At 71.0% G+C, this 19,711-nt stretch carries 14 protein-coding genes; 9 read left to right on the plus strand and 5 right to left on the minus strand.

Annotation, left to right across the window (positions count from 1 at the left end; all coding sequences use genetic code 11):
* Window positions 1-39 precede the first annotated feature (39 nt).
* Entirely contained in the window at window positions 40-1,983 is a 1,944-nt protein-coding gene (locus AB0J80_RS31135; RefSeq protein ID WP_364712024.1) for a hypothetical protein, read from the plus strand.
* A gap of 10 nt (window positions 1,984-1,993) precedes the next feature.
* Here AB0J80_RS31135 and AB0J80_RS31140 read toward each other — a convergent pair whose 3' ends face one another.
* The gene (locus AB0J80_RS31140) at window positions 1,994-3,178 is read right to left on the minus strand and encodes an acyl-CoA desaturase (RefSeq protein WP_364712026.1); all 1,185 of its coding nucleotides are present in this window, start codon (window positions 3,176-3,178) and stop codon (window positions 1,994-1,996) included.
* Between the two features lie 11 nt (window positions 3,179-3,189).
* Window positions 3,190-4,260 (minus strand): ferredoxin reductase, encoded by a 1,071-nt coding sequence (locus AB0J80_RS31145; protein ID WP_364712028.1) that lies wholly within the window; start codon window positions 4,258-4,260, stop codon window positions 3,190-3,192.
* Window positions 4,261-4,369: 109 nt separating this feature from the next.
* On the opposite strand from AB0J80_RS31145, the gene AB0J80_RS31150 reads away from it, so the two are divergent.
* The 6 genes from AB0J80_RS31150 (at window position 4,370) to pulA (ending at window position 16,129) form a co-directional block, all read left to right on the plus strand.
* Window positions 4,370-5,578 carry a helix-turn-helix domain-containing protein gene (locus tag AB0J80_RS31150; protein WP_364712030.1) on the plus strand — a complete coding sequence of 403 codons (1,209 nt, stop codon included), beginning with the start codon at window positions 4,370-4,372 and terminating at the stop codon, window positions 5,576-5,578.
* A gap of 62 nt (window positions 5,579-5,640) precedes the next feature.
* Window positions 5,641-7,710: a DUF5127 domain-containing protein gene (locus AB0J80_RS31155; protein ID WP_364712031.1), complete on the plus strand. Its 2,070-nt coding sequence runs from the start codon at window positions 5,641-5,643 to the stop codon at window positions 7,708-7,710.
* A 38-nt stretch (window positions 7,711-7,748) separates the two neighbouring features.
* Window positions 7,749-8,360 carry a hypothetical protein gene (locus tag AB0J80_RS31160; RefSeq protein ID WP_364712034.1) on the plus strand — a complete coding sequence of 204 codons (612 nt, stop codon included), beginning with the start codon at window positions 7,749-7,751 and terminating at the stop codon, window positions 8,358-8,360.
* A 115-nt stretch (window positions 8,361-8,475) separates the two neighbouring features.
* Complete coding sequence (locus AB0J80_RS31165; protein WP_364712037.1) at window positions 8,476-9,732, plus strand: ATP-binding protein; 1,257 nt, start codon at window positions 8,476-8,478, stop codon at window positions 9,730-9,732.
* Window positions 9,733-9,786: 54 nt separating this feature from the next.
* Window positions 9,787-10,593, plus strand: a complete 807-nt coding sequence (locus AB0J80_RS31170; protein ID WP_364712038.1) for a siderophore-interacting protein — start codon at window positions 9,787-9,789, stop codon at window positions 10,591-10,593.
* Window positions 10,594-10,762: 169 nt separating this feature from the next.
* Entirely contained in the window at window positions 10,763-16,129 is a 5,367-nt protein-coding gene (gene pulA, locus AB0J80_RS31175; RefSeq protein ID WP_364712040.1) for a pullulanase-type alpha-1,6-glucosidase, read from the plus strand.
* A gap of 52 nt (window positions 16,130-16,181) precedes the next feature.
* Here the strand turns inward: pulA and AB0J80_RS31180 are convergent, their stop codons facing one another.
* Window positions 16,182-16,781, minus strand: coding sequence for a hypothetical protein (locus AB0J80_RS31180; protein ID WP_364712042.1), 600 nt, complete (start codon window positions 16,779-16,781; stop codon window positions 16,182-16,184).
* An 88-nt stretch (window positions 16,782-16,869) separates the two neighbouring features.
* Between AB0J80_RS31180 and AB0J80_RS31185 the strand changes: the two genes are divergently transcribed.
* A complete protein-coding gene (locus tag AB0J80_RS31185; RefSeq protein WP_364712045.1) occupies window positions 16,870-17,418 on the plus strand; it encodes a hypothetical protein in 549 nt (182 codons plus the stop codon).
* Window positions 17,419-17,683: 265 nt separating this feature from the next.
* Here the strand turns inward: AB0J80_RS31185 and AB0J80_RS31190 are convergent, their stop codons facing one another.
* Window positions 17,684-17,881: a helix-turn-helix transcriptional regulator gene (locus tag AB0J80_RS31190; RefSeq protein ID WP_364712048.1), complete on the minus strand. Its 198-nt coding sequence runs from the start codon at window positions 17,879-17,881 to the stop codon at window positions 17,684-17,686.
* Entirely contained in the window at window positions 17,881-18,288 is a 408-nt protein-coding gene (locus tag AB0J80_RS31195; protein WP_364712051.1) for a hypothetical protein, read from the minus strand. Before AB0J80_RS31195 ends, AB0J80_RS31190 begins: the two co-directional genes overlap by 1 nt.
* A gap of 77 nt (window positions 18,289-18,365) precedes the next feature.
* Here AB0J80_RS31195 and AB0J80_RS31200 point away from each other — a divergent pair, with 77 nt between their 5' ends.
* Window positions 18,366-19,556 carry a hydrolase gene (locus AB0J80_RS31200; protein WP_364712053.1) on the plus strand — a complete coding sequence of 397 codons (1,191 nt, stop codon included), beginning with the start codon at window positions 18,366-18,368 and terminating at the stop codon, window positions 19,554-19,556.
* Window positions 19,557-19,711 lie beyond the last annotated feature (155 nt).

A 19,711-nucleotide genomic window follows, 5' to 3' on the forward strand; every position in this document is an offset into this window, starting at 1 on the left:
CTCACCGAGCTCGCCCAGGCCCGGCCCGCCGACGCCACCGTGGTGGTCGCGGCCGCCGAGTCGACGGAAGGGGAGCACCTCGCCCTGCTGCCGTCGGCTCAGCGCCTCGACCTCCTCCCGCTGAGCCCGGATGCGGTGGGCCGGCTCCTCGACGGATATGGGCGCGACGACCTCCGCGCGGCCGTCGACCGCTGGGCGCCGAGGGAACCGCTGCTGCTCGCGTTGCTGAGCCGGCCGGACCTGCTGGCGGCGTGGGCGCAGACGCCCCGGCGACGCGAGGTCGAGCGGCCCTCCCTCGCCACCGTCCTCGGCCCTGACCTGCGCCGGCGGCTGAGTGAGGCCGCTTCGGTGTTCGACCACCAGCGGGTCGTCGTTCCGGTGCTCGGCCGGCTGGCGTACGAGCTGCTCCGGAACCGCCGGACGGCGGTCGAGATGGACGATGACCTGCTGACTGACCTGAGCCGAGAGCTCGACCGGATCGCGCGCCTGCACCACCGCCGGCGCAACGTCCTGCCGGCCGACTGGACCGCGGAGACGTTCCTCAGGCTGGCCGCCCGGTCCAGCGTCGTGGACCTCACCACCGCGGAGGACGGCACCGAGCATGTGGGCTTCCGCCGGGGCCGCTACGCCGACTGGTTCGCCGCGCAGTGGGCGACCGGGCACGCCGACCCTGACGTCGCGCTGCGGAACCTGGTGGCGGCGGGTGCGGAACGCGCGGTCGTGCAGATCGTGGACGCCGGTGGCGAACACGACAGCTACGTCGACGCGGTGGCCGGCTGGGACGCGGACATGGCCGTACGGGTCTGGCTGGCGAGTCGCAACCGCAGGCCCTCGGCGACGGTGCAGAAGGACTTCGACAGCCGCGTCGCCGCCCTCCGGAGTCGCTCCCCGGCGCCCGGCCAGTCGTTCGACGCCCGCGCAGCGCCACGCGACCGGCTTCGAGCCCTGGACGGCTCGACGCCGATCAGCGTGCTGCTCGACGCCGCGCAGGACGCTGACCCCCTGGTACGCGGTGCCGCCGAGTATCTGCTCCTGCACAGCGGAACGGGCACTCACCCGCCGTACCTGTTCGGCGCGAACGGGAGGATGGCGATCAGCGTCCATGGTGCCGGCCGCCTCGTCGTCGGCGGACATCCGCTCATGGTCGTCCCCGCCGGCGTCACCGCCTCCGTGGCGCTGAGTGTGCGGCAGCAGGACGTGGACCCGTTCGCGTCCCCCGACGCCGTCGCCTACTTCGTTCCCCCGCCGGCGACGGCTGTGGCGGCGAGCCTGCTCACCGGCGGCGCGGGCGGGGACTGGCTGCAGGCGGCGGCCACGCTCTACATTGCGGCCCTGACCAGTCGCGAGGTCGCCGTCCTGGCCGGCACCTCGGACCTCGGTACGAGGGCCGACGCCAGGGCGACGGACTGCGCCGCCCTGGCCGCGGTGATGGCGGCCGATCTCGGTCTGGCCATGCCGGGCCTGCCGCCCGTGCCCGCCACGGACGCGGACGCCGCCTGGGACGGATACGGCAGGCTGCGCCGCACTTTCGTCCCGCGGGCGCCAGGGGCCGGCTCACGGCGTACGCGGTCACGCGGCGAGTCCCGGCTGGACGCCAGTCAGAGCGTGGACGACGTCGTCGGCAGTACGTTCACGCTCAGCTCACCGCACCTGACCGTCCAGTCTCGCCACGGAGACGGTTACTACCCGGCCGACAGGGGATCGCTGACGGCCGCCACCTCGGTGGGCCGCGTCCTCGGCGGGAGCTTCTCCGCCGTGGACATCGACATCCTGCAGGGAGGAGAGACGCCGCTCCCGATCAGCCTCCGGGTGCGTGCCGCCGTGTCCGTCCGGCAGGTGGCCGCCGGGCGATGTTTCGGCATCCGGGTCGGCCGGATCGCCGGCCGGCACCCGAACGCCGAGTTCAGCTGCTCGATGTCGATCGACTCGCTGTCGGGCCACGGCTCGGTGGGCGGTGTCGTCATCGGCACGGAGCCGTGGTGACGGCTGCGCCTCAGGAGCTCGCCGGCTTGGGCTCGGCGCGCTGCCAGCGGGGGGCGGGCCGGTTCGCCGGGTCGATCTTCCTGCGCGGCGGGCGGACCGAGGCCGGGCCGCGGTTGGGCAGCGACAGCCGGAAGACCTTCGCCCACGCCGAGGCGACCTGCTTCGGCATCGGGCCGGTGACGTACTTGAGGTCGTACTTCTCGAACAGGGCCCGGACCTTGGGAGCAATCTCCGCGTAGCGGTTGCTCGGCAGGTCGGGGAAGAGGTGGTGCTCGATCTGGTGCGACAGGTTGCCGGTCATGATGTGCATCAGCTTGCTGCCGCTGATGTTCGCCGAGCCGAGCATCTGGCGCAGGTACCACTCGCCGCGGGTCTCGCCCTCGATGGAGGTGCGCTCGAAGGTCTCCACCCCGTTGGGGAAGTGGCCGCACATGATGACCGAGTGGCTCCACAGGTTGCGGATGATGTTGGCCGTCGCGTTGGCCGCCATGGTGTGCAGGAACGACGGGCCGGACAGCGCCGGGTGCACCACGTAGTCCTTGAGCATCTGCTTGCCGATCTTGCGGCGGACCTCTTTGAGCCGGGCCTTGAACTCCGGCGAGCGCCGGCGCTTCTTGGTCTTGAGGTTGCGGCCGAGCTCGAGGTCGTACGCGGCGATGCCGTACTCGAAGAAGACGGCGTTGATGAAGTTCCACAGCGGCTGGCCGAGGTAGACCGGGTGCCAGGGCTGGTCCTCGTCGACGCGCATGATGCCGTACCCGAGGTCGTTGTCCTTACCGACCACGTTGGTGTACGTGTGGTGCAGCTCGTTGTGCGAGTGCTGCCACTGCTTGGCCGGCGTGGCGCTGTCCCACTCCCAGGTGGTGGAGTGGATCTTCGGGTCGCGCATCCAGTCCCACTGCCCGTGCAGGATGTTGTGGCCGATCTCCATGTTCTCGAGGATCTTGGCGACCGACAGGCCGGCCGTGCCCAGCAGCCAGGCCGGCGGGAACAGCGAGAACAGCAGCACCGCGCGGCTGCCGATCTCCAGGCGCCGCTGCACCGCGATCACCCGCCGGATGTACGCGGCGTCGCTAGCGCCCCGGCTCTCCACCACCTCGTCGCGGATCGCGTCCAGCTCGACGCCGATCGCCTCGATGTCCTCGGGCGTGAGGTGGGCGATCGGGTTGGCGTTCTTGCGCTGCAGAGTGGTCACGGTGGTACCTCTTAGTGTTCGATGCGGCAGGGGCCGGCGGCGGCGTTGATGCAGGTCTGGACGAGGATGGAGTCGCCCGGCTCGGCGACGGTCAGCGTGCCGTCGCGCAGGTCGCGCACCGCGCCCTCACGCAGCGGCAGCACGCACTTGAAGCAGATGCCCATGCGGCAGCCGGAGGGCATCAGCACCCCCGCGGCCTCGCCGGCCTCCAGCAGCGGTTCCGCGGCGCCGGCCTCGACGGTCTTTCCGGTACGGGTGAAGGCGACGCTCCCGCCCCCGGCGCCGTCGGCGACCACCGTGGGCCGGAACCGCTCGGTCCGCAGCCGTTCCCGGGCGCCGGCCTGCTCCCAGTGCTCCTCGAGGTCGTCGAGCAGCTCGTTGGGCCCACAGGCCCAGGTCTCGCGCTCGAACAGGTCGGGCACCAGCTCGTCGAGGTCGGCCGGCTTGATCCGGCCGTCGGTGCGGGTGTGCCGCTCGACGAGGCGGATCCGTCCCTGCGTGGCCAGCGCCCGCAGGTCCGCGCCGAACACCACGTCCTCAGCGGTACGCGCGGAGTGCACCACCACCACGTCGGTCAGCTGCGGGTGGCTGCGGAGAATGCCCATCACCGGGGTGATGCCGCTGCCGGCCGTCACGAACAGTGCCTTCGCCGGAACGGCCGGGGGCAGCGTGAACTCGCCCGCCGGCACGTCCAGGTGCAGGATCATGCCGCGCTTCGCGTGCCGGACGAGGTGCGTGCTGACCACGCCGCCGGGGATCGCGTTGACGGTCACGGTGAACCGCTCGTCGCCGCGCCGGGGTGCGCTGGTCACCGAGTACGAGCGCCAGAGCCGTACGCCGTCGACGTCGACGCCCAGCCGGACGTACTGCCCGGGCACGTGCGGACGCCAGTTGCGTCCGGGCCGCAGGGTCAGCGTGACGCTGTTCGCGGTCTCGGGACGGACCGCGACGATCTTGGCGCGCAGCACCGAGGCGTTGCGCAGCGGGGCGACCTGATCGAGGTAGTCAGCCGGGACGAGCGGGGTCGTGATCAGCTCGACGACCCGCCACGCCCCGGACCGCAGCGTCCGTGTCACAGCCATGTCTTAAGCGTGCTGTGTCCGGGGAACGAATGCCTGACCTGCCGAAGTGAAATGCTGGGGAGTTATTGTTCGCTGGAGACAAGAAGATGCGATCAAACCTGGAGCCGGGATGGACGAGACGCTGCCCGACGTACGCGACTTCCGGCTCTCGAGGGACCTGGTCGCACCCCTTCGGCACGGGCTGCCCGACGTCGCCGTGCAGACGATCACGGCCATCACCGCGGAGGTCCCTGCGTACACGAAGGCGTTCGCCGGCGAGCTGGGCGTCAAGATCGAGCGGGCGGTGCAGGCGGCCCTCGGCACGTTCCTGAACCTGGTCTCCCGGGCGCCCGGCTCCGACTCACGCGCCCCGCTGGCCCCAGCCCTCGAGGCAGCGTACGCCCTGGGCCGCGGCGAGGCGCGCTCCGGCCGGAGCCTCGACGCGCTGCTCGCGGCGTACCGGGTGGGTGCCCGGGTGTCGTGGCGTGAGCTCGCCGCGATCAGTGTCGCCGCGGGGCAGCCCGCGTCCACCATCGCCCACTTCGCCGAGCTGGTGTTCGCGTACATCGACGAGCTGTCCGCGGCGAGCGTCGCCGGGCACGCCGACGAGCTGGCCTCCTCCGGACGGGCCCGCCGGCGCCACCTCGAACTGCTGGCCCAGGCCCTGGCCGCCGGCGAGTCCGCCCACGCCGTGATCGCCGCGGCGGAACGCGCGGAATGGGCGCCGCCGCAGACCCTGACCGCGGTGCTCGTGCCGGAGCGCGCCGCCCGTCCGGTCGCCGACCTGCTCGACCCGCGCACCCTGCTGGTCGCCGAGGCGGGCCCCGACCAGCCGGAGACGTCGGTGCTGCTGGTCCCGGACGCGCACGGCCCGTCCCGCGCCCACCTGCTGCGCCTGCTGGCCGGCCGTTCCGCGATCGCCGGACCCGCCCGGCCGTGGCTGAACGCTCGCGAGTCGCTCGCCCGGGCGGTGCGGGTGTCCCGGCTCGGCGTACGGCCCGTGGGCACCGCCGCCGTCGACACCGACGACCACCTGCTGACGCTTGTCGTGACCGCGGACTGCCAGGCGCTGGCCGACCTGCGCGAGCGCGCCCTGGCGCCGCTGGCCGGGGAGCGGGAGGCCACCGCGGCGAAGCTGGTGGAGACGCTGCGCAGCTGGCTGCTGCACCAGGGCCGGCGCGAGGACGTGGCGGCGGAGCTGTTCGTGCACCCGCAGACGGTCCGCTACCGCATGTCGCGCCTCCGGGAGCTGTACGGCGACCGCCTCCGCGACCCGCAGTGGCTGCTCCAGCTCGCCGTCGCCCTCGCCGTTCCCCCGGACATCGAAAATCATCACTAGCGCGCGCGTCGTGTCCGGTCTAGTTTGATCTCGTTGAGTTGTGTTCGGGATCGGGGAGTTTCATGGAGCGACGACGACTGTTCCAGGTGGGTGCGGCCGGCCTCGCCGCCGGGGCGTTGACGCCTGGAGCGCCGGTGGCCGCCGCGCCCCCGCGTGTGCCGGCCGAGGCGTTCCGCCCGCCCGCCGTGCCGCTGGCCGTGCGTTCGCCGTACCTGAGCACCTGGCTCGCCGCCGACAACCTGCCCGGCAGCTGGCCCACCTTCTGGACCGGCCGGGTGACCGCCATGACCGGGCTCGCCGTCATCGACGGCGAGCCGCTGCTGTTCCTGGGATCACCGGCGTCGCCGGGGCCGAACCCCTTCCCCGCCATGCGCCAGACGTCGCTGACGGTCACCGCGACCAGGTCGGAGTTCGTGCTCGAGCAGCGCGGCGTCGAGCTGACGGTGACGTTCCTGTCCCCGGTGACCCCGGGCGACCTGCGGCGGCAGTCCCAGCCGTTGAGCTACCTGAGCGTGACCGCCCGCAGCACCGACGGTGCGCCGCATCGCGTCGCGGTCTACGTCGACGTGTCGGGCGAGTGGGCCTCCGGCGACGCGCACCGCCCGATCACCTGGGAGCAGCGCGAACACGGCGGCGTGGTCAGCCTCAGCTTCGGGCAGAGCGAGCCGCGGGTGCTGGGCGAGACCGGTGACAGCGCCGAGTGGGGGACCGTCGTGCTCTCCAGCCCCACACGCCCCGGCCTGACCTGGCAGATCGGTCCCGACGCCGAGGTACGCGCCCACGCCGGTGCCCTCTCCGGCACCGTCGACCAGCAGAACCCGCGACCGATCGACGACCGGTGGCCCGTCTTCGCGTACAGCCTGGACCTGGGAACCGTCGGGCGGTCGCGCACGGCGCCCTTCGTGCTCGGCATCGGGCACGTCCGCGAGCCGGTGGTCAGCTACCTCGGCGAGCAGCTGCCTCCCCTGTGGAAGAAGTACTGGCGGGGCTGGCCCGAGATGGTCGCCGAGTTCCACGCCGACTTCACCGCGGCCGTCACCCGCTGCGCACGCCTCGACGCGAAGATCGAACGGGATGCGACCCGGGCCGGCGGAGCGAAGTACGCCGCCCTGTGCGCGCTCGCCTTCCGGCAGGCGTACGCGGCCACCGACCTGGCCGTCAAGGACGGCGAACCGTGGGCGTTCCTGAAGGAGATCTCCAGCAACGGCAACATGCAGACGGTCGACGTGACCTACCCCGCCATGCCGGTCTTCCTGTACGCCGACCCGCAGTACCTCGGCCTGCTCCTGGCGCCGGTCCTCGACTACACGGAGAAGCGCGGCTACCCGCACGAGTTCGCGCCCCACGACCTCGGCACCCACTACCCGAACGCCGACGGCCACCTCTCCGGCACGGGCGAGGAGGACATGCCCGTCGAGGAGTCCGCCAACATGCTCATCATGGCCGCCGCCTACCTGGCCCGGATCCCGGCGGGGGAGCGGCGGGCGTACGCGACCCGCCACTACCCGATTTTCCAGCGGTGGGCCGACTACCTGGTCGAGCACGCCCTGGACCCCGACCTGCAGAACCAGACGGACGACTTCACCGGCTTCATCGCGCACAGCGTCAACCTCGCCCTGAAGGGCATCGTCGGGCTCGGCGCCATGAGCAGGATCGCCGGGTACGCCGGACGCACCACCACCTACCTCGCGACCGCCCGGCATGACATCGCCGAGTGGGAGCGGATGGCGACCGACCCCTCGGGCCGGCACCTGAAGCTCGCGTACGACCAGGACGGCACGTGGAGCCTGAAGTACAACGGCTACGCCGACGCCCTCCTCGGCCTCGGCCTGGTCCCGCCGTCCGTGGCAGCCCGCGAGGCCTCCTGGTACCTGACCCGCGCGGCCACCGACGGCGTGCCGCTCGACGTGCGGCACTCGTACACGAAAGCCGACTGGGAGATGTGGACGGCGGCCTGGCTCAAGGACCACGACGAGATCCGCGACCTGCTCGTCGACGGCCTGTACCGCTTCGCGACCACGACCGGCCAGCGGGTCCCGATGACCGACTGGTACGACGTGGTGACCGGTCGGCAGCAGGGCTTCCAGGCCCGCCCGGTGGTGGGAGGCTTCTTCGCCCTCCTCACGGTGTGAACCCGCGACGTTGCGCCGTCCTGCCAGGATGACGGGCCGTGAGCGTGATCGCGCGGTTCCTCGGCAAGCCCGGTGCGGACGAACCCGGAACCCGGAACCGTCCCGCCTGGCTCAAGATCGTCCGAGGCCTTGCCGGCACGGCAGTCGCGCTGTTCATCGTGGCGCCGTCGCTGGTCGTCCTGCTCGAGGTCTGGCTGATCCTGCGCGGCCAGTTCCGCAGCGCCGACTTCTTCATCCCATGGCTGATCGCCGTCGACCTGGGGTCGGTCCTGACCGAACCCGTCCGCGACTTCCTCACCGCCCACGCCGCGGGCCTGCCCGTCTCCGGCCGGGCGCTCTGGCGCGGCTGGGAGCTCATCGGGGTCCTCGCGCTGACCGCCGGGTTCACGGGTGCCCTCTGGGCCCGGACCACCCGGATCGTGGTGGGCCTGAGCACCGTCGCAACGGCCTGCAGCGGCAGCTCGGGCAGCCTCCGCGAGCTGATCCTGGGCCTCGCCGCGGCATGGCTGGCAGTCGAGGCGCTGCTGGTGTACCGGCGCAGCGACCGGTTCCGCCGGGCGGTTAGGAAGGCGACGCGGCCACAGCCGCCGCCCTTGGCGGACGATCGCCTCGAGATCACCGTTTTTCCTGATCATCGGCCTGACCGGTAGGACCCCGACCGCAGCAGATCGAACACTCCTCCGGAGCAAATCGAACACGAAGTCTGCCGCAGATCGAAAGGAAAACCTGCCGCAGATCGAAAGTCTAGCGGGTTATGATGGGCTTGTGCCCGTCGCTCGGTTGGTTCCTCGTCACGCCGCAGCCCAGGTGAACGCTGCGCTGGCCGACACCCGCGTCGTTCTGATCAGCGGAGCACGGCAAGCCGGTAAGAGCACCCTTGTGCGCGTGGTCGCGGGCGATCGGCTGGTCGAGCGGCGTGATCTCGACCGGGCACAGGACAGAGCCGCGGCCCTCGCGGATCCCGTCGGTTTCGTCGACTCCTCGGAGCTGTTGGTGATCGACGAGATTCAGCGCGCTCCCGAGCTGCTGCTGGCCATCAAAGCCGCTGTCGACGAAGATCCGCGCCCGGGTCGCTATCTGCTCACCGGCTCCTCGCGGCTCTTCGGGATGGTTGCCGCCCCCGACGCTCTTCCCGGCAGGATGGAGACCGTCGAGCTCTGGCCCTTCTCTCAGGGCGAGATGGACGGCGAGCCGGACGGGTTCATCGACGCCATCTTCAGAATCGGGCCGAACCTGCGGCACGAGTCAACGGTGACCCGGGCCGACTATGCCGCCAGGATCGTGCGCGGCGGCCTTCCCGAAGCTGCTGCCCGTGACGACGCTCGGCGCCGCCAGCGTTTCCTCGACGCATATGTGCAGGCGCTCATCGACCGTGACGTCAGGCAGCTGTCCGACATCCAGCGCAAGGGCGAGCTTCGCAAACTCGTACGGCTGCTCGCCGCCCGATCCGCAACCGTCATCGCCGCCAACTCCCTTGAGTCGGCGCTCGCATTGAGCCGCCCCACCATCGCGCGATATCTGCAGGCGCTGGAGGAGATGTACCTGGTCAAGCGGATTCCAGGGTGGTCTCGCAACCTGGGCACCCGAGCGACGGCCGCGCCGAAGCTGGTATTCGTCGACTCCGGGATTGCCGCGAACGAGATTGCGGTCGATGCGAGGACCTTGCTGCGTCCCGGCGCACCGTTCGGGCCGCTGCTCGAGTCCTTCGTCGTCTCCGAGCTGACCCGCCAGCTCACCTGGTCCGAGCAGTCCGCCGAACTGTCCCACTACCGCGACCGCAGCAGGTTCGAGGTCGACGCGGTGCTGGAGAGCAGATCCGGCCAGGTCGTCGGCATCGAGGTGAAGGCGGCCTCGACCGTGGGACCCGACGACTTCCGTGGGCTGCGCCGGCTGGCCGACCGTCTCGGCGACGACTTCATCGCCGGGGTCGTTCTGTACACCGGCACCTCCACGCTGCCGTTCGGTGACAAGCTGCGCGCCATGCCGGTCAGTGCATTGTGGCAGGTTCCCGCGCCGGGGTGACTGCACCGTTTGCGCTCGGCGTCGGGGTGGATCGATAAGGGTAGCCTTACCGGCATGCCGAACAGATCAGCCCGGACCGGTGTCGTGACCCGGGTGGAACAGCTCACCCCGCACATGGTGCGCATCGTCGTGGGCGGTGACGGTCTGCGGGAGGTGCAGGCGGGGGAGTTCACCGACCACTACGTCAAGGTGCTCTTCCCGCAGCCGGGCGTGACCTATCCCGAGCCGTTCGACATGGGGCTGATCCGCGAGACGATGCCGCGGGCCTCGTGGCCGGTCGTGCGGACGTACACGGTGCGGCGCTGGCTGCCCGACGTTCCCGAGCTCTGGCTGGACTTCGTGGTGCACAGCGACGAGGGCGTCGCCGGGCCGTGGGCGGCGTCGGCGCGCCCGGGTGACCCGGTGCGGTTCATGGGGCCCGGCGGGGGTTACGCGCCGGACCCGGCCGCGGAGTGGCATCTGCTGGCGGGGGACGAGAGTGCGTTGCCGGCCATCGCCGCGGCGCTCGAGCGTATGCCCGCGGACGCGCGCGTGCACGCGTTCGTCGAGGTGGCCGATGCGGCCGAGGAGCAGAAGCTGGACGGGGACGTCACCTGGTTGCATCGCGGCGGGCGGCCGGTCGGGGAGGCGCTGGTCGCGGCCGTTCGCGAGCTCGAATGGCCGGCCGGGAACGTGCAGGCGTTCGTCCACGGTGAGGCGACCTTCGTCAAGGAGCTGCGGCGGTTGCTGCGGGTGGAGAAGCAGATCCCGATGGCTCAGCTGTCGATCTCCGGCTACTGGCGCCGGGGGTTGAACGAGGACGGCTGGCAGTCGACCAAGCGCGAATGGAACCAGCAGGTCGAGGCCGAGCAGGGGCAGTAGGCGCCGGGACCCGCAAGATCTTGCGTCCGATCATTCGCGCTCGCCCGAAGATGTCCGGTGTGTTTCCTGCCTGATTCCATGTAATGGCATGACGGGTCTTGCAAGCTCTTGCATAGGTCTTCCGTCGGGGGTTAGCGTGCGTCGTTCCCGCCGATAGGAAGGCCTCGATGTGCAGATCTCGCGGGTGAGCAGGCTGCTGCTCGCCGTCCTCCTCGTGCTCGGCGCGTGGGTTCCCGCGCCCGCCCAGGCCGCGCCGCCCGCGGCGGACTGGGGCTTCGACCGGCCCGGCAGCGCCACCGCCAACGAGCAGTTCTACTTCGTACTGCCGGACCGCTTCGCCAACGGCGACGCCCGCAACGATCGCGGTGGCCTCTCCGGCGACCGCCTCTCCACCGGCTACGACCCGGCCGACAAGGGCTTCTACCACGGCGGGGACCTCAGGGGCGTCATCGACCGTCTGGACTACATCCAGGGCCTCGGTACGACCGCGATCTGGCTGGCGCCGGTCTTCAAGAACAAGCCGGTGCAGGGCAGCGGCACCGACATCTCGGCCGGCTACCACGGCTACTGGATCACCGACTTCACGCAGGTCGACCCGCATTTCGGCAGCAACGCCGACCTCAAGCGCCTGGTCAAGCTCGCGCACCGGCGCGGCATGAAGATCTACCTCGACATCATCGTCAACCACACCGCGGACGTCATCAAGTACGCCGAGGACAAGTACGCGTACGTCGACAAGACCGCGAAGCCGTACAGGGACGCACAGGGGCGCACGTTCGAGGACCGCAACTATGCCGACGGCAGCCGCGCCTTCCCGGCCGTGAACACCAAGTCGTTCCCGTACACGCCGGTTCTCGCCGCGAAGGACAGGAACGCCAAGGTCCCGGCGTGGCTGAACGACCCGACGATGTACCACAACCGCGGCGACTCCACGTTCGTCGGCGAGAACAGCGAGTACGGCGACTTCTTCGGCCTCGACGACCTCTGGACCGAGCGCCCCGAGGTGGTCCGCGGCATGACGAAGATCTACGCGGACTGGATCTCCGGCACCGGCATCGACGGCTACCGGCTGGACACCGTCAAGCACTCCAACCTGGACTTCTGGCCGCAGTTCTCGGCCGGCATCGAGGCCGCCGCGAGGAACGCCGGCAAGCCCGGGTTCTTCATGTTCGGCGAGGTCTACAGCGCCGACCAGGAGATCGAGTCCACGTACGTGCGCCGCGGCGGGCTGCCCGCCACCCTCGACTTCTCCTTCCAGGCCGCGGCCAAGACCTTCACCGCCGACGGCGGCTCCGCCAAGGCCCTGGCCGACCTGTACGCCAAGGACGATCTGTACACCACCGACGACACCTCGGCGAACCGACTGCCGACCTTCCTCGGCAACCACGACATGGGCCGCATCGGCTCCTTCGTCGCCGCCGCCGAGAAGGACCCCGCCGCCCAGCTGCGGCGCGACCAGCTCGCCCACGAGCTGATGTTCCTCACCCGCGGCCAGCCGGTGGTCTACTCCGGCGACGAGCAGGGCTTCACCGGCCCCGGCGGCGACAAGGACGCCCGCCAGGACATGTTCGCCAGCAGGACGCCGGACTACCTCGACGACGACCTGATCGGCACCGACCGCACCCACGCCCAGGCCAACTACGAGACGCGGCACCCGATCTACCGGACCATCGCCACGCTGGGCGCGCTGCGCAAGGCCCACCCGGCCCTGCGCGACGGCGACCAGGTCACCCGGTACGCGTCCGACGGCCCCGGCATCTTCGCCGCTTCCCGCATCGACCGTGCCAAGCGGCAGGAGTACGTGATCGCGGTCAACAACGCGACCACCGCGCAGACCGTCACCATCGACACGTGGACGCCGAGCTCACCGTTCCAGGGCATCTACGGCGGCGGCGCGGCGACCGCCACCGGCGCCGACGGCAAGCTCACCCTGACCGTCCCGGCCCTGTCGTCGGTCGCGTACCGCGCCGGCCGGACGATCCCCGCGCCTGCCGCGGCACCGACCGTGCAGATCACCGCGCCCGGGTCCGGGGCGTTCGTGCCTGCGCGTACGGAGCTGACCGCCTCGGTGACGGGCGACCCGCTGGCCACCGTCGCGTTCCAGGCGAAGGTCGGCGACGGCCGGTGGCGGACGCTCGGCACCGCCGACACCCCGCCGTACCGGATCTACCACGACCTGACCGGGCTGGCCGGCGCGACACCGGTGACGTACCGGGCCACCGTGCGTGACAGCAGGGGGCGTACCGCCACCACGACCAGCGGCATCAAGGTCGGCACGCCCGTCGTCACGTCCGGGCCGGACTACGCGGTCGTGCACTACCAGCGGCCGGACGGTGACTACGACGACTGGGGCCTGTACGCCTTCGGCGACATCGACGAGTCGGCCCAGACGACGTGGCCGCAGGGGCAGCCGTTCGCCGGCGTGGACGCGTACGGTCGCTTCGCCTGGGTGAAACTCAAGCCCGGCGCCAAGAACGTGGGCTTCATCGTGGTGGACAAGAACGGCACCAAGGACGTGGCGGCCGACCGTTTCCTGGACCCGACGGCCAACCCCGAGGTCTGGCTGAAGCAGGGCGATCCCGCGGTCGGCACCGAGCGACCGCCGGTACAGCAGGACGAGAACACGGCGGTCATCCACTACCGCCGCGCCGACGGCGACTACAGCGGCTGGGGCCTGCACGTGTGGGACGGCGCGGCGAACCCGACCGACTGGTCCGCGCCGCTGGCGCCCGCCGCGACCGACGCGTTCGGCGTGACGTTCAAGGTGCCGCTCAAGGCCGGGGCCACCGGGCTGAACTACATCATCCACAAGGGCGACACCAAGGACCTGCCCGACGACCAGCGGCTCGACGTCGCCTCGGCAGGGCGTGAGGTGTGGCTGCTGGCCGGCGTACCTGATCGGCTGTTGCCCGTGGTCCGCAAGGCCGGCGGCGGAACCGTGGACCTGACCAAGTCCGCCGCGGTGTGGCTGGACCGCTCGACCATCGCGTGGAAGACCGGCACCGGCAGCACGCTCGAGCCGGTCGGCGCGGGCACCGACGGGCGGGTCTACGACCTGGTCTGGGCGCCCGGCGGCGGCCTCGACCCGGCCTCGCCCGAGCACAGCATCCGGCTGCGCGCCCAGCGCAACGGCCTCACCGAGGTGCAGCGGCAGAAGTTCCCGCACCTGTGGCAGTACGGCGCCTTCACGCTGCCGCGCGGCACCGACGTCCGCGAGATCCTCCGCGGGCAGGTCGCGGTCACCGAACGCGACGCGCAGGGCAAGCTGCTCTCGGCCACCGGAGTGCAGACGGCAGGCGTGCTCGACGACGTCTACGCCGCCGCCACGACCGCGAAGCTCGGCCCGGTCTTCGACGGCGGCCGGCCCCGGCTCGCGGTGTGGGCACCGACCGCGCAGTCGGTGCAGCTCGAGCTCTTCGACACCCCGGCCGCCACCGCCCGGGTCGTACCGATGGCACGGAACTCCCACACGGGCGTCTGGGCGGTGACCGGTCCGCGCGACTGGAAGGGCAGGTACTACCGCTACCGCGTGACCGCGTGGCAGCCGGCCGCCCGCAAGGTCGTCACGGCGAGCGTCACCGACCCGTACTCGCTCGCGCTGTCGGCCAACTCCACGCACAGCCTGATCGCCGACCTGAGCGACCCGGCGCTGACCCCCGCGGGCTGGAACCGCCTGCACAAGCCGGCACCCGGGAAGATCGAGATCTCGGAGCTGTCGGTCCGCGACTTCTCCGAGCAGGGCACGTACGCGGCGTTCACCGACGCGAACTCGCCCGGGATGAAACACCTCAGGCAGCTCGCCCGGGCCGGTACCACCCACGTGCACCTGCTGCCGGTCTTCGACTTCGCCACCATCCCGGAGAAGCGCGCCGACCAGAAGCAGCCCGCCTGCGACCTGGCCGCCCTCCCGCCGGACTCCGCCGAGCAGCAGAAATGCGTCGCGGCGGTGGCCGCCGAGGACGGCTACAACTGGGGGTACGACCCGTTGCACTACACGACCCCGGAAGGCGGCTACGCGACGAACCCCGAGGGCGCCGCCCGCACCAAGGAGTTCCGGCAGATGGTCGCCGCGCTCAACGGCACCGGCCTGCGCGTGGTCATGGACGTCGTCTACAACCACACCTCGGCCGCCGGCACCGACCCGCACTCGATCCTCGACCAGATCGTGCCGGGCTACTACCAGCGGCTGCTCGAGGACGGTACCGTCGCGAACTCCACCTGCTGCGCCAACACCGCGACCGAGAACGCGATGATGGGCAAGCTCGTCGTCGACTCGGTCGTCACGTGGGCGAAGGCGTACAAGATCGACGGTTTCCGCTTCGACCTGATGGGCCATCACCCCAAGGCGAACATCCAGGCCGTCCGGGCCGCCCTCGACAAGCTCACCCTCGCCCGCGACGGCGTCGACGGCAAGAAGATCTACGTGTACGGCGAGGGCTGGGACTTCGGCGAGGTGGCCGGCAACGCGCGCTTCGTCCAGGCGACGCAGCGGAACATGGCCGGCACGGGCATCGGCACCTTCAACGACCGCCTGCGCGACGCCGTCCGAGGCGGGGGCCCGTTCGACGACGACCCGCGCGTGCAGGGCTTCGCGTCAGGCCTGTTCACGGCCCCCAACGGCGACCCCGTCAACGGCACGGCCGACGAGCAGAAGGCCCGGCTGCTGCATTACCAGGACCTCATCAAGGTCGGCCTCAGCGGCAACCTCGCGCAGTACTCGTTCACCGCTTCGGACGGCACGGTGAAGACGGGAGCCGAGATCGACTACAACGGCTCCCCGGCCGGGTACAACGCCCGCCCGATCGAGGCGATCACGTACGTGGATGCTCACGACAACGAGATCCTGTACGACGCTCTCGCGTACAAGCTGCCGCAGTCGACCTCGGCCACCGACCGTGCCCGCATGCAATCCCTGGCGCTGGCCACGACGGCGCTCGGCCAGGGCGTCGGCTTCGTCACCGCGGGTAGCGAGCGGCTGCGCTCCAAGTCCCTGGATCGCAACTCGTTCAACTCCGGCGACTGGTTCAACCGCATCGAATGGGACTGCACCAAGGGCAACGGCTTCGGCCGCGGCCTTCCCCCGGCCGCCGACAACGAGGCCAAATGGCCGTACGCGAAACCGCTCCTGGCCGACCCCGCCCTGAAGCCGGACTGCGCGGCGATCGGCCTGGCCGACGCCACCTACCGCGAGCTGCTGACGATCCGCCGGTCGACGCCGGTCTTCGGCCTGCCCACCGCGGCCGAGGTGCAGAAGCGGCTCTCGTTCCCGGCGGCCGGAGCCGCAACGCCCGGTGTCATCACCATGAAGCTGGACGGGCGCGGCCTCGACAAGCGCTGGAAGTCGGTCACCGTGGTGTTCAACGCCACCCCGGCAGCCGCCAGGCAGACGGTCACCGCGCTGCGAGGAGCGAAGGTGGCGCTGCACCCGGTCCAGCGTACGGCGGCGGACCCGGCGCTGCGGACGGCGTCGTTCGCGTCCGCGACCGGTACGTTCACCGTCCCGGCACGATCGGTCGCGGTGTTCGTCCAGAGCTGACGCCACGGCACAGCGGCACCCCGGGGCCGATGGGACCGGGGTGCCGCTGTGTTCACGCCGTCGCGTAGCAGATCTGATGCAGCATCCACAGCGACTGGCGAGCCCTCACCCAGTTCGGCCAGTCGACATCCGGCCACCCCGACGCCGCCTGCAGCCGTTCGAACCGGTTGCGGAGAAGGTCCACCTGCTCGAGGCGTGCGGGGCTCAGGTCGCCCGGTGCCTCCAGGACGGACCGCGCGAGACGGACGACGTCCTCTTCGGCATGGGCACTGCGCTCCTGGTTCCTCAGCAGGAACCCGAGCGTGAAGACGGCAGCCCGGCGCGAGTCGCCGTACCAGCAGGCCGGCCTGCTCGGATTGAGCTCGGACGGACGCGTGCTACGCCGTCCCGCCCGCTTGGCGGCCTGCCTGCGGGCGGCGTAGGCATCCAGCTCCTTCAGCCACACCGCGCGGCTCGTCGCCAGCGCGTCCACGGCCCGGAGCAGGGCATACTCGTCACGGCGCAGCGGTCCGGCAAGGTGCTCCAGATACGCGAACGTCGCCAGGTAACCGATCGGTCGATAGAGCTGAACGCAACCCGCCAACGCGTTGACCCGGCGCCCATAGGGCAGCGAACGGTCCCTCACCTTGCGCGCGTACGTCCCGAAACTCACAGGCCAAGGCTATGCGCGCCGTCCACCCCATCATGATCGTTGGACGCGGTAGCAACCCGAAGGTCAACGCCGAGGAGTAGAACCAGAGATGTTCCCGCGCCGCACCATTCACCTCACCGTCTCTGCCGCAACCCTCACCGCAGCCCTCGGGTACGCCGTCCCAGCCGCGGCATCGGTGCGCTACGACGCCGAAACCAAGTCCGGTTACGCCGACGCCGCCGACGTCCGGAAGGCGTTCGGCTGGAGCGACCACACTTTGGCGGCACGCGCTGCGGACCTTGCCTTCAGCCACGACTTCTGGACGAACGACACGTACTCGGTCTCCTGCGGCAAGGGCTCCTTCCGCATCGAGCACCAGAGCGAGTTCGGCCGGTTCGAGCTGACCGACCGCGTGGTCCGCGAGCCGCGCCGGGGTGGGTCGACCGGCTACGGCGAAAGCTCCCGGACGGCCGGTTTCCGCATCACCGGCCCGTACGCGGGCATCTCCGGCACCTCCCTGCCGCCGGCCGTCGGCCAGTCCTGCCCGGAGCCCCGGGGGCCGAGGGTCACCCGGGCCGAGCTGGTGTCCACGACCTCCGGCTGGTCGCTCACCGTCAGCTTCGGCGACGTGAGCCGGATCCTGCGATCCGGCCGCTGACCCGGTCCGGCGTCGGTCATCCCGCCGGGATGAGCCGGGTGCGTCGGCGTCCTCATACGCTGCGGACTGCGTAACGGCACATCAGGCACAGCGTGGTGGAGAGGGGTGGCGTCCATGGCGAAGAAGAGCACCAAGAAGAAGGACAAGAAGGGCAAGGCGAAGAAGAAGTAGGTCGGAGGTTCGCTTCCACTCTGGTCAGCGTTCCAGGGTGGAAGCGACCCGACGGAGGCCTCATCGACCCTGCCGACGCTGCGGGCGGCCGTGGTCAGGGCCGCTCGGGTCGGAAGATCTCCTCGATGGTCAGGCCGAACACGTCGGCGATGGTGAACGCCAGGGGCAGGCTGGGGTCGTACCGTTCGGTCTCGATGGCGTTGATGGCCTGCCGGGAGACCTGGCAGCGGTCGGCCAGGTCCGCCTGGCTCCACCGGCGTGCGGCGCGCAGCTCGCGGAGTCGGTTCTTCATCAGCGGTGCAGGCGGGTGCGGAGGTCGGCGATCGTCAGCCACAAGCCGATCCCGCCGATGAGCAGGAGCTGGGCGAGCTGGTGCAGCTCGATGACCCCCGCGGCGTCGAGCAGGGTGGCGACCTGCAGTCCGATGAGGACGACGGCGAACGCGATCGCCATGCTCTCCAGCTGGATCTTGCGGAGGTACTCGTCCGCGCGCCGGAACGCACGGAGCAGCACCCATGCCACGGCCAGGGAGAACACGGTGGTCGTCGCGATCCACCAGCCCTTCTGGACGGCGCTCTGATCGGGGTTGCCGCCCAGGGCCAGCGCCACCACGCCCAGCGTGACCACGGGTAGGCCGTCGACGAAGACCGCGCGGCGGGCCGCGCGGGTGGATCGGTCGGGAGATGCCGTGTCTGCCATGGTCCGAAAGTAAAGCGTGCCTTCCATCATGTCAAGCTTCCTTGACTCGGTGGAAGGTGAACCTTACATTCGGCCGCATGCTTACCAAGAGCTCGCTGACCCGACGATCACTGCTGGGCGCAGCCGCCTCCGCGCTCGCATCCGTTCCCCTCGCCACCGCGGCGCCCGCGAGGCCACGACGTGCCAGGGCTGCGCCGCTGCAGCTCACCCTGCCCGGCCCGACCGGTCCGCATCCGCTCGGTACGGTCGCGTGGCACCTCGTCGACCGGTCCCGTGCCGATCCGTGGCAGCCCTCGCGCCCCCGCGAGCTCATGGTCCAGCTGTGGTACCCGGCGCACCGAACCCACGACCACCCGGTCGCGCCGTGGATGTCACCTGCCGCCGTACCGTTCTTCGAGCGGGAGCAGGGCATTCCGGCCGGCGCGCTGCTGCTGCCGGCCACGCACGCTCACGCGGCCGCACCGGTGGACCGGGGCCGGCGGGGGAGACCGGTCGTCCTCTACTCGCCGGGCCTGCGCAGCGACCGCAGTCTCGGCACCGTCCTGATCGAGGAGCTGGCCAGCCGGGGTTACGTCGTCGTCGCCATCGACCACACCTACGACGCCGACCTGGTCGAGTTCCCCGGCGGGCGCGTGGAGACCTTCGCCGTCGCCGGTGACATCGACGACGCCCTGATCGCCAAGGCCCTGGCCGTGCGGACCGCCGACACCCGCTTCGTCCTGGACCAGCTCACCGCGCTCAATGCCGGGCGGCGCCGGCTGCCCGTCACCTTCGCCGGCGCGTGCGACCTGTCCCGGATCGGCATGGTCGGCCACTCGCTCGGGGGCGCGACGGCCGCCGCGGCGATCCGCGCCGACCGGCGCCTGCGGGCCGGCGCCGACCTGGACGGCAGCCTGCTGCCGCCACTCACCGCGGGCACCGACCGGCCCTTCCTGCTGTTCGGCAGCGATCCCGGCCCGGGTCCGAACGACCCGAGCTGGGACCGGTTCTGGGCCACCCAGTACGGCTGGAAGCGCGAGCTCGCCCTCACGGGTTCCACCCACATCTCCTTCACGGACCTCGAAACGCTGATGCCCCAGGCGGCGCCGGCTCTCGGGTTGACCCCCGACCGGCTGACGCAGGCGATCGGTTCCCTCGACCCGCACCGCGCCATCCGTGCCCAGCGGGCTTACCTGCGAGCGTTCTTCGACCTTCACCTTCGCGGGCTCGACCACCATCTGCTCGACCGGCCTTCACCTCACTGCCCGCAGGTCCGGTTCCTCCGGTAGAGCATGCGACGACCGCGGTCAGTGGGGGCCCTGACCGCGGTCGTCGTGTTCGGGGTTCTGTTACTTGGCGGCTTTCGCGGCGGCCTTGGCGGCGGCGGCGTCGGCCTTCTCCTGGGCCTTGTCGGCCTTGGCGGCGGCGGCGTCGGCCTTGACCT

The organism is Actinoplanes sp. NPDC049548, assembly GCF_040676695.1.
Classification (GTDB): Bacteria; Actinomycetota; Actinomycetes; order Mycobacteriales; family Micromonosporaceae; genus Actinoplanes.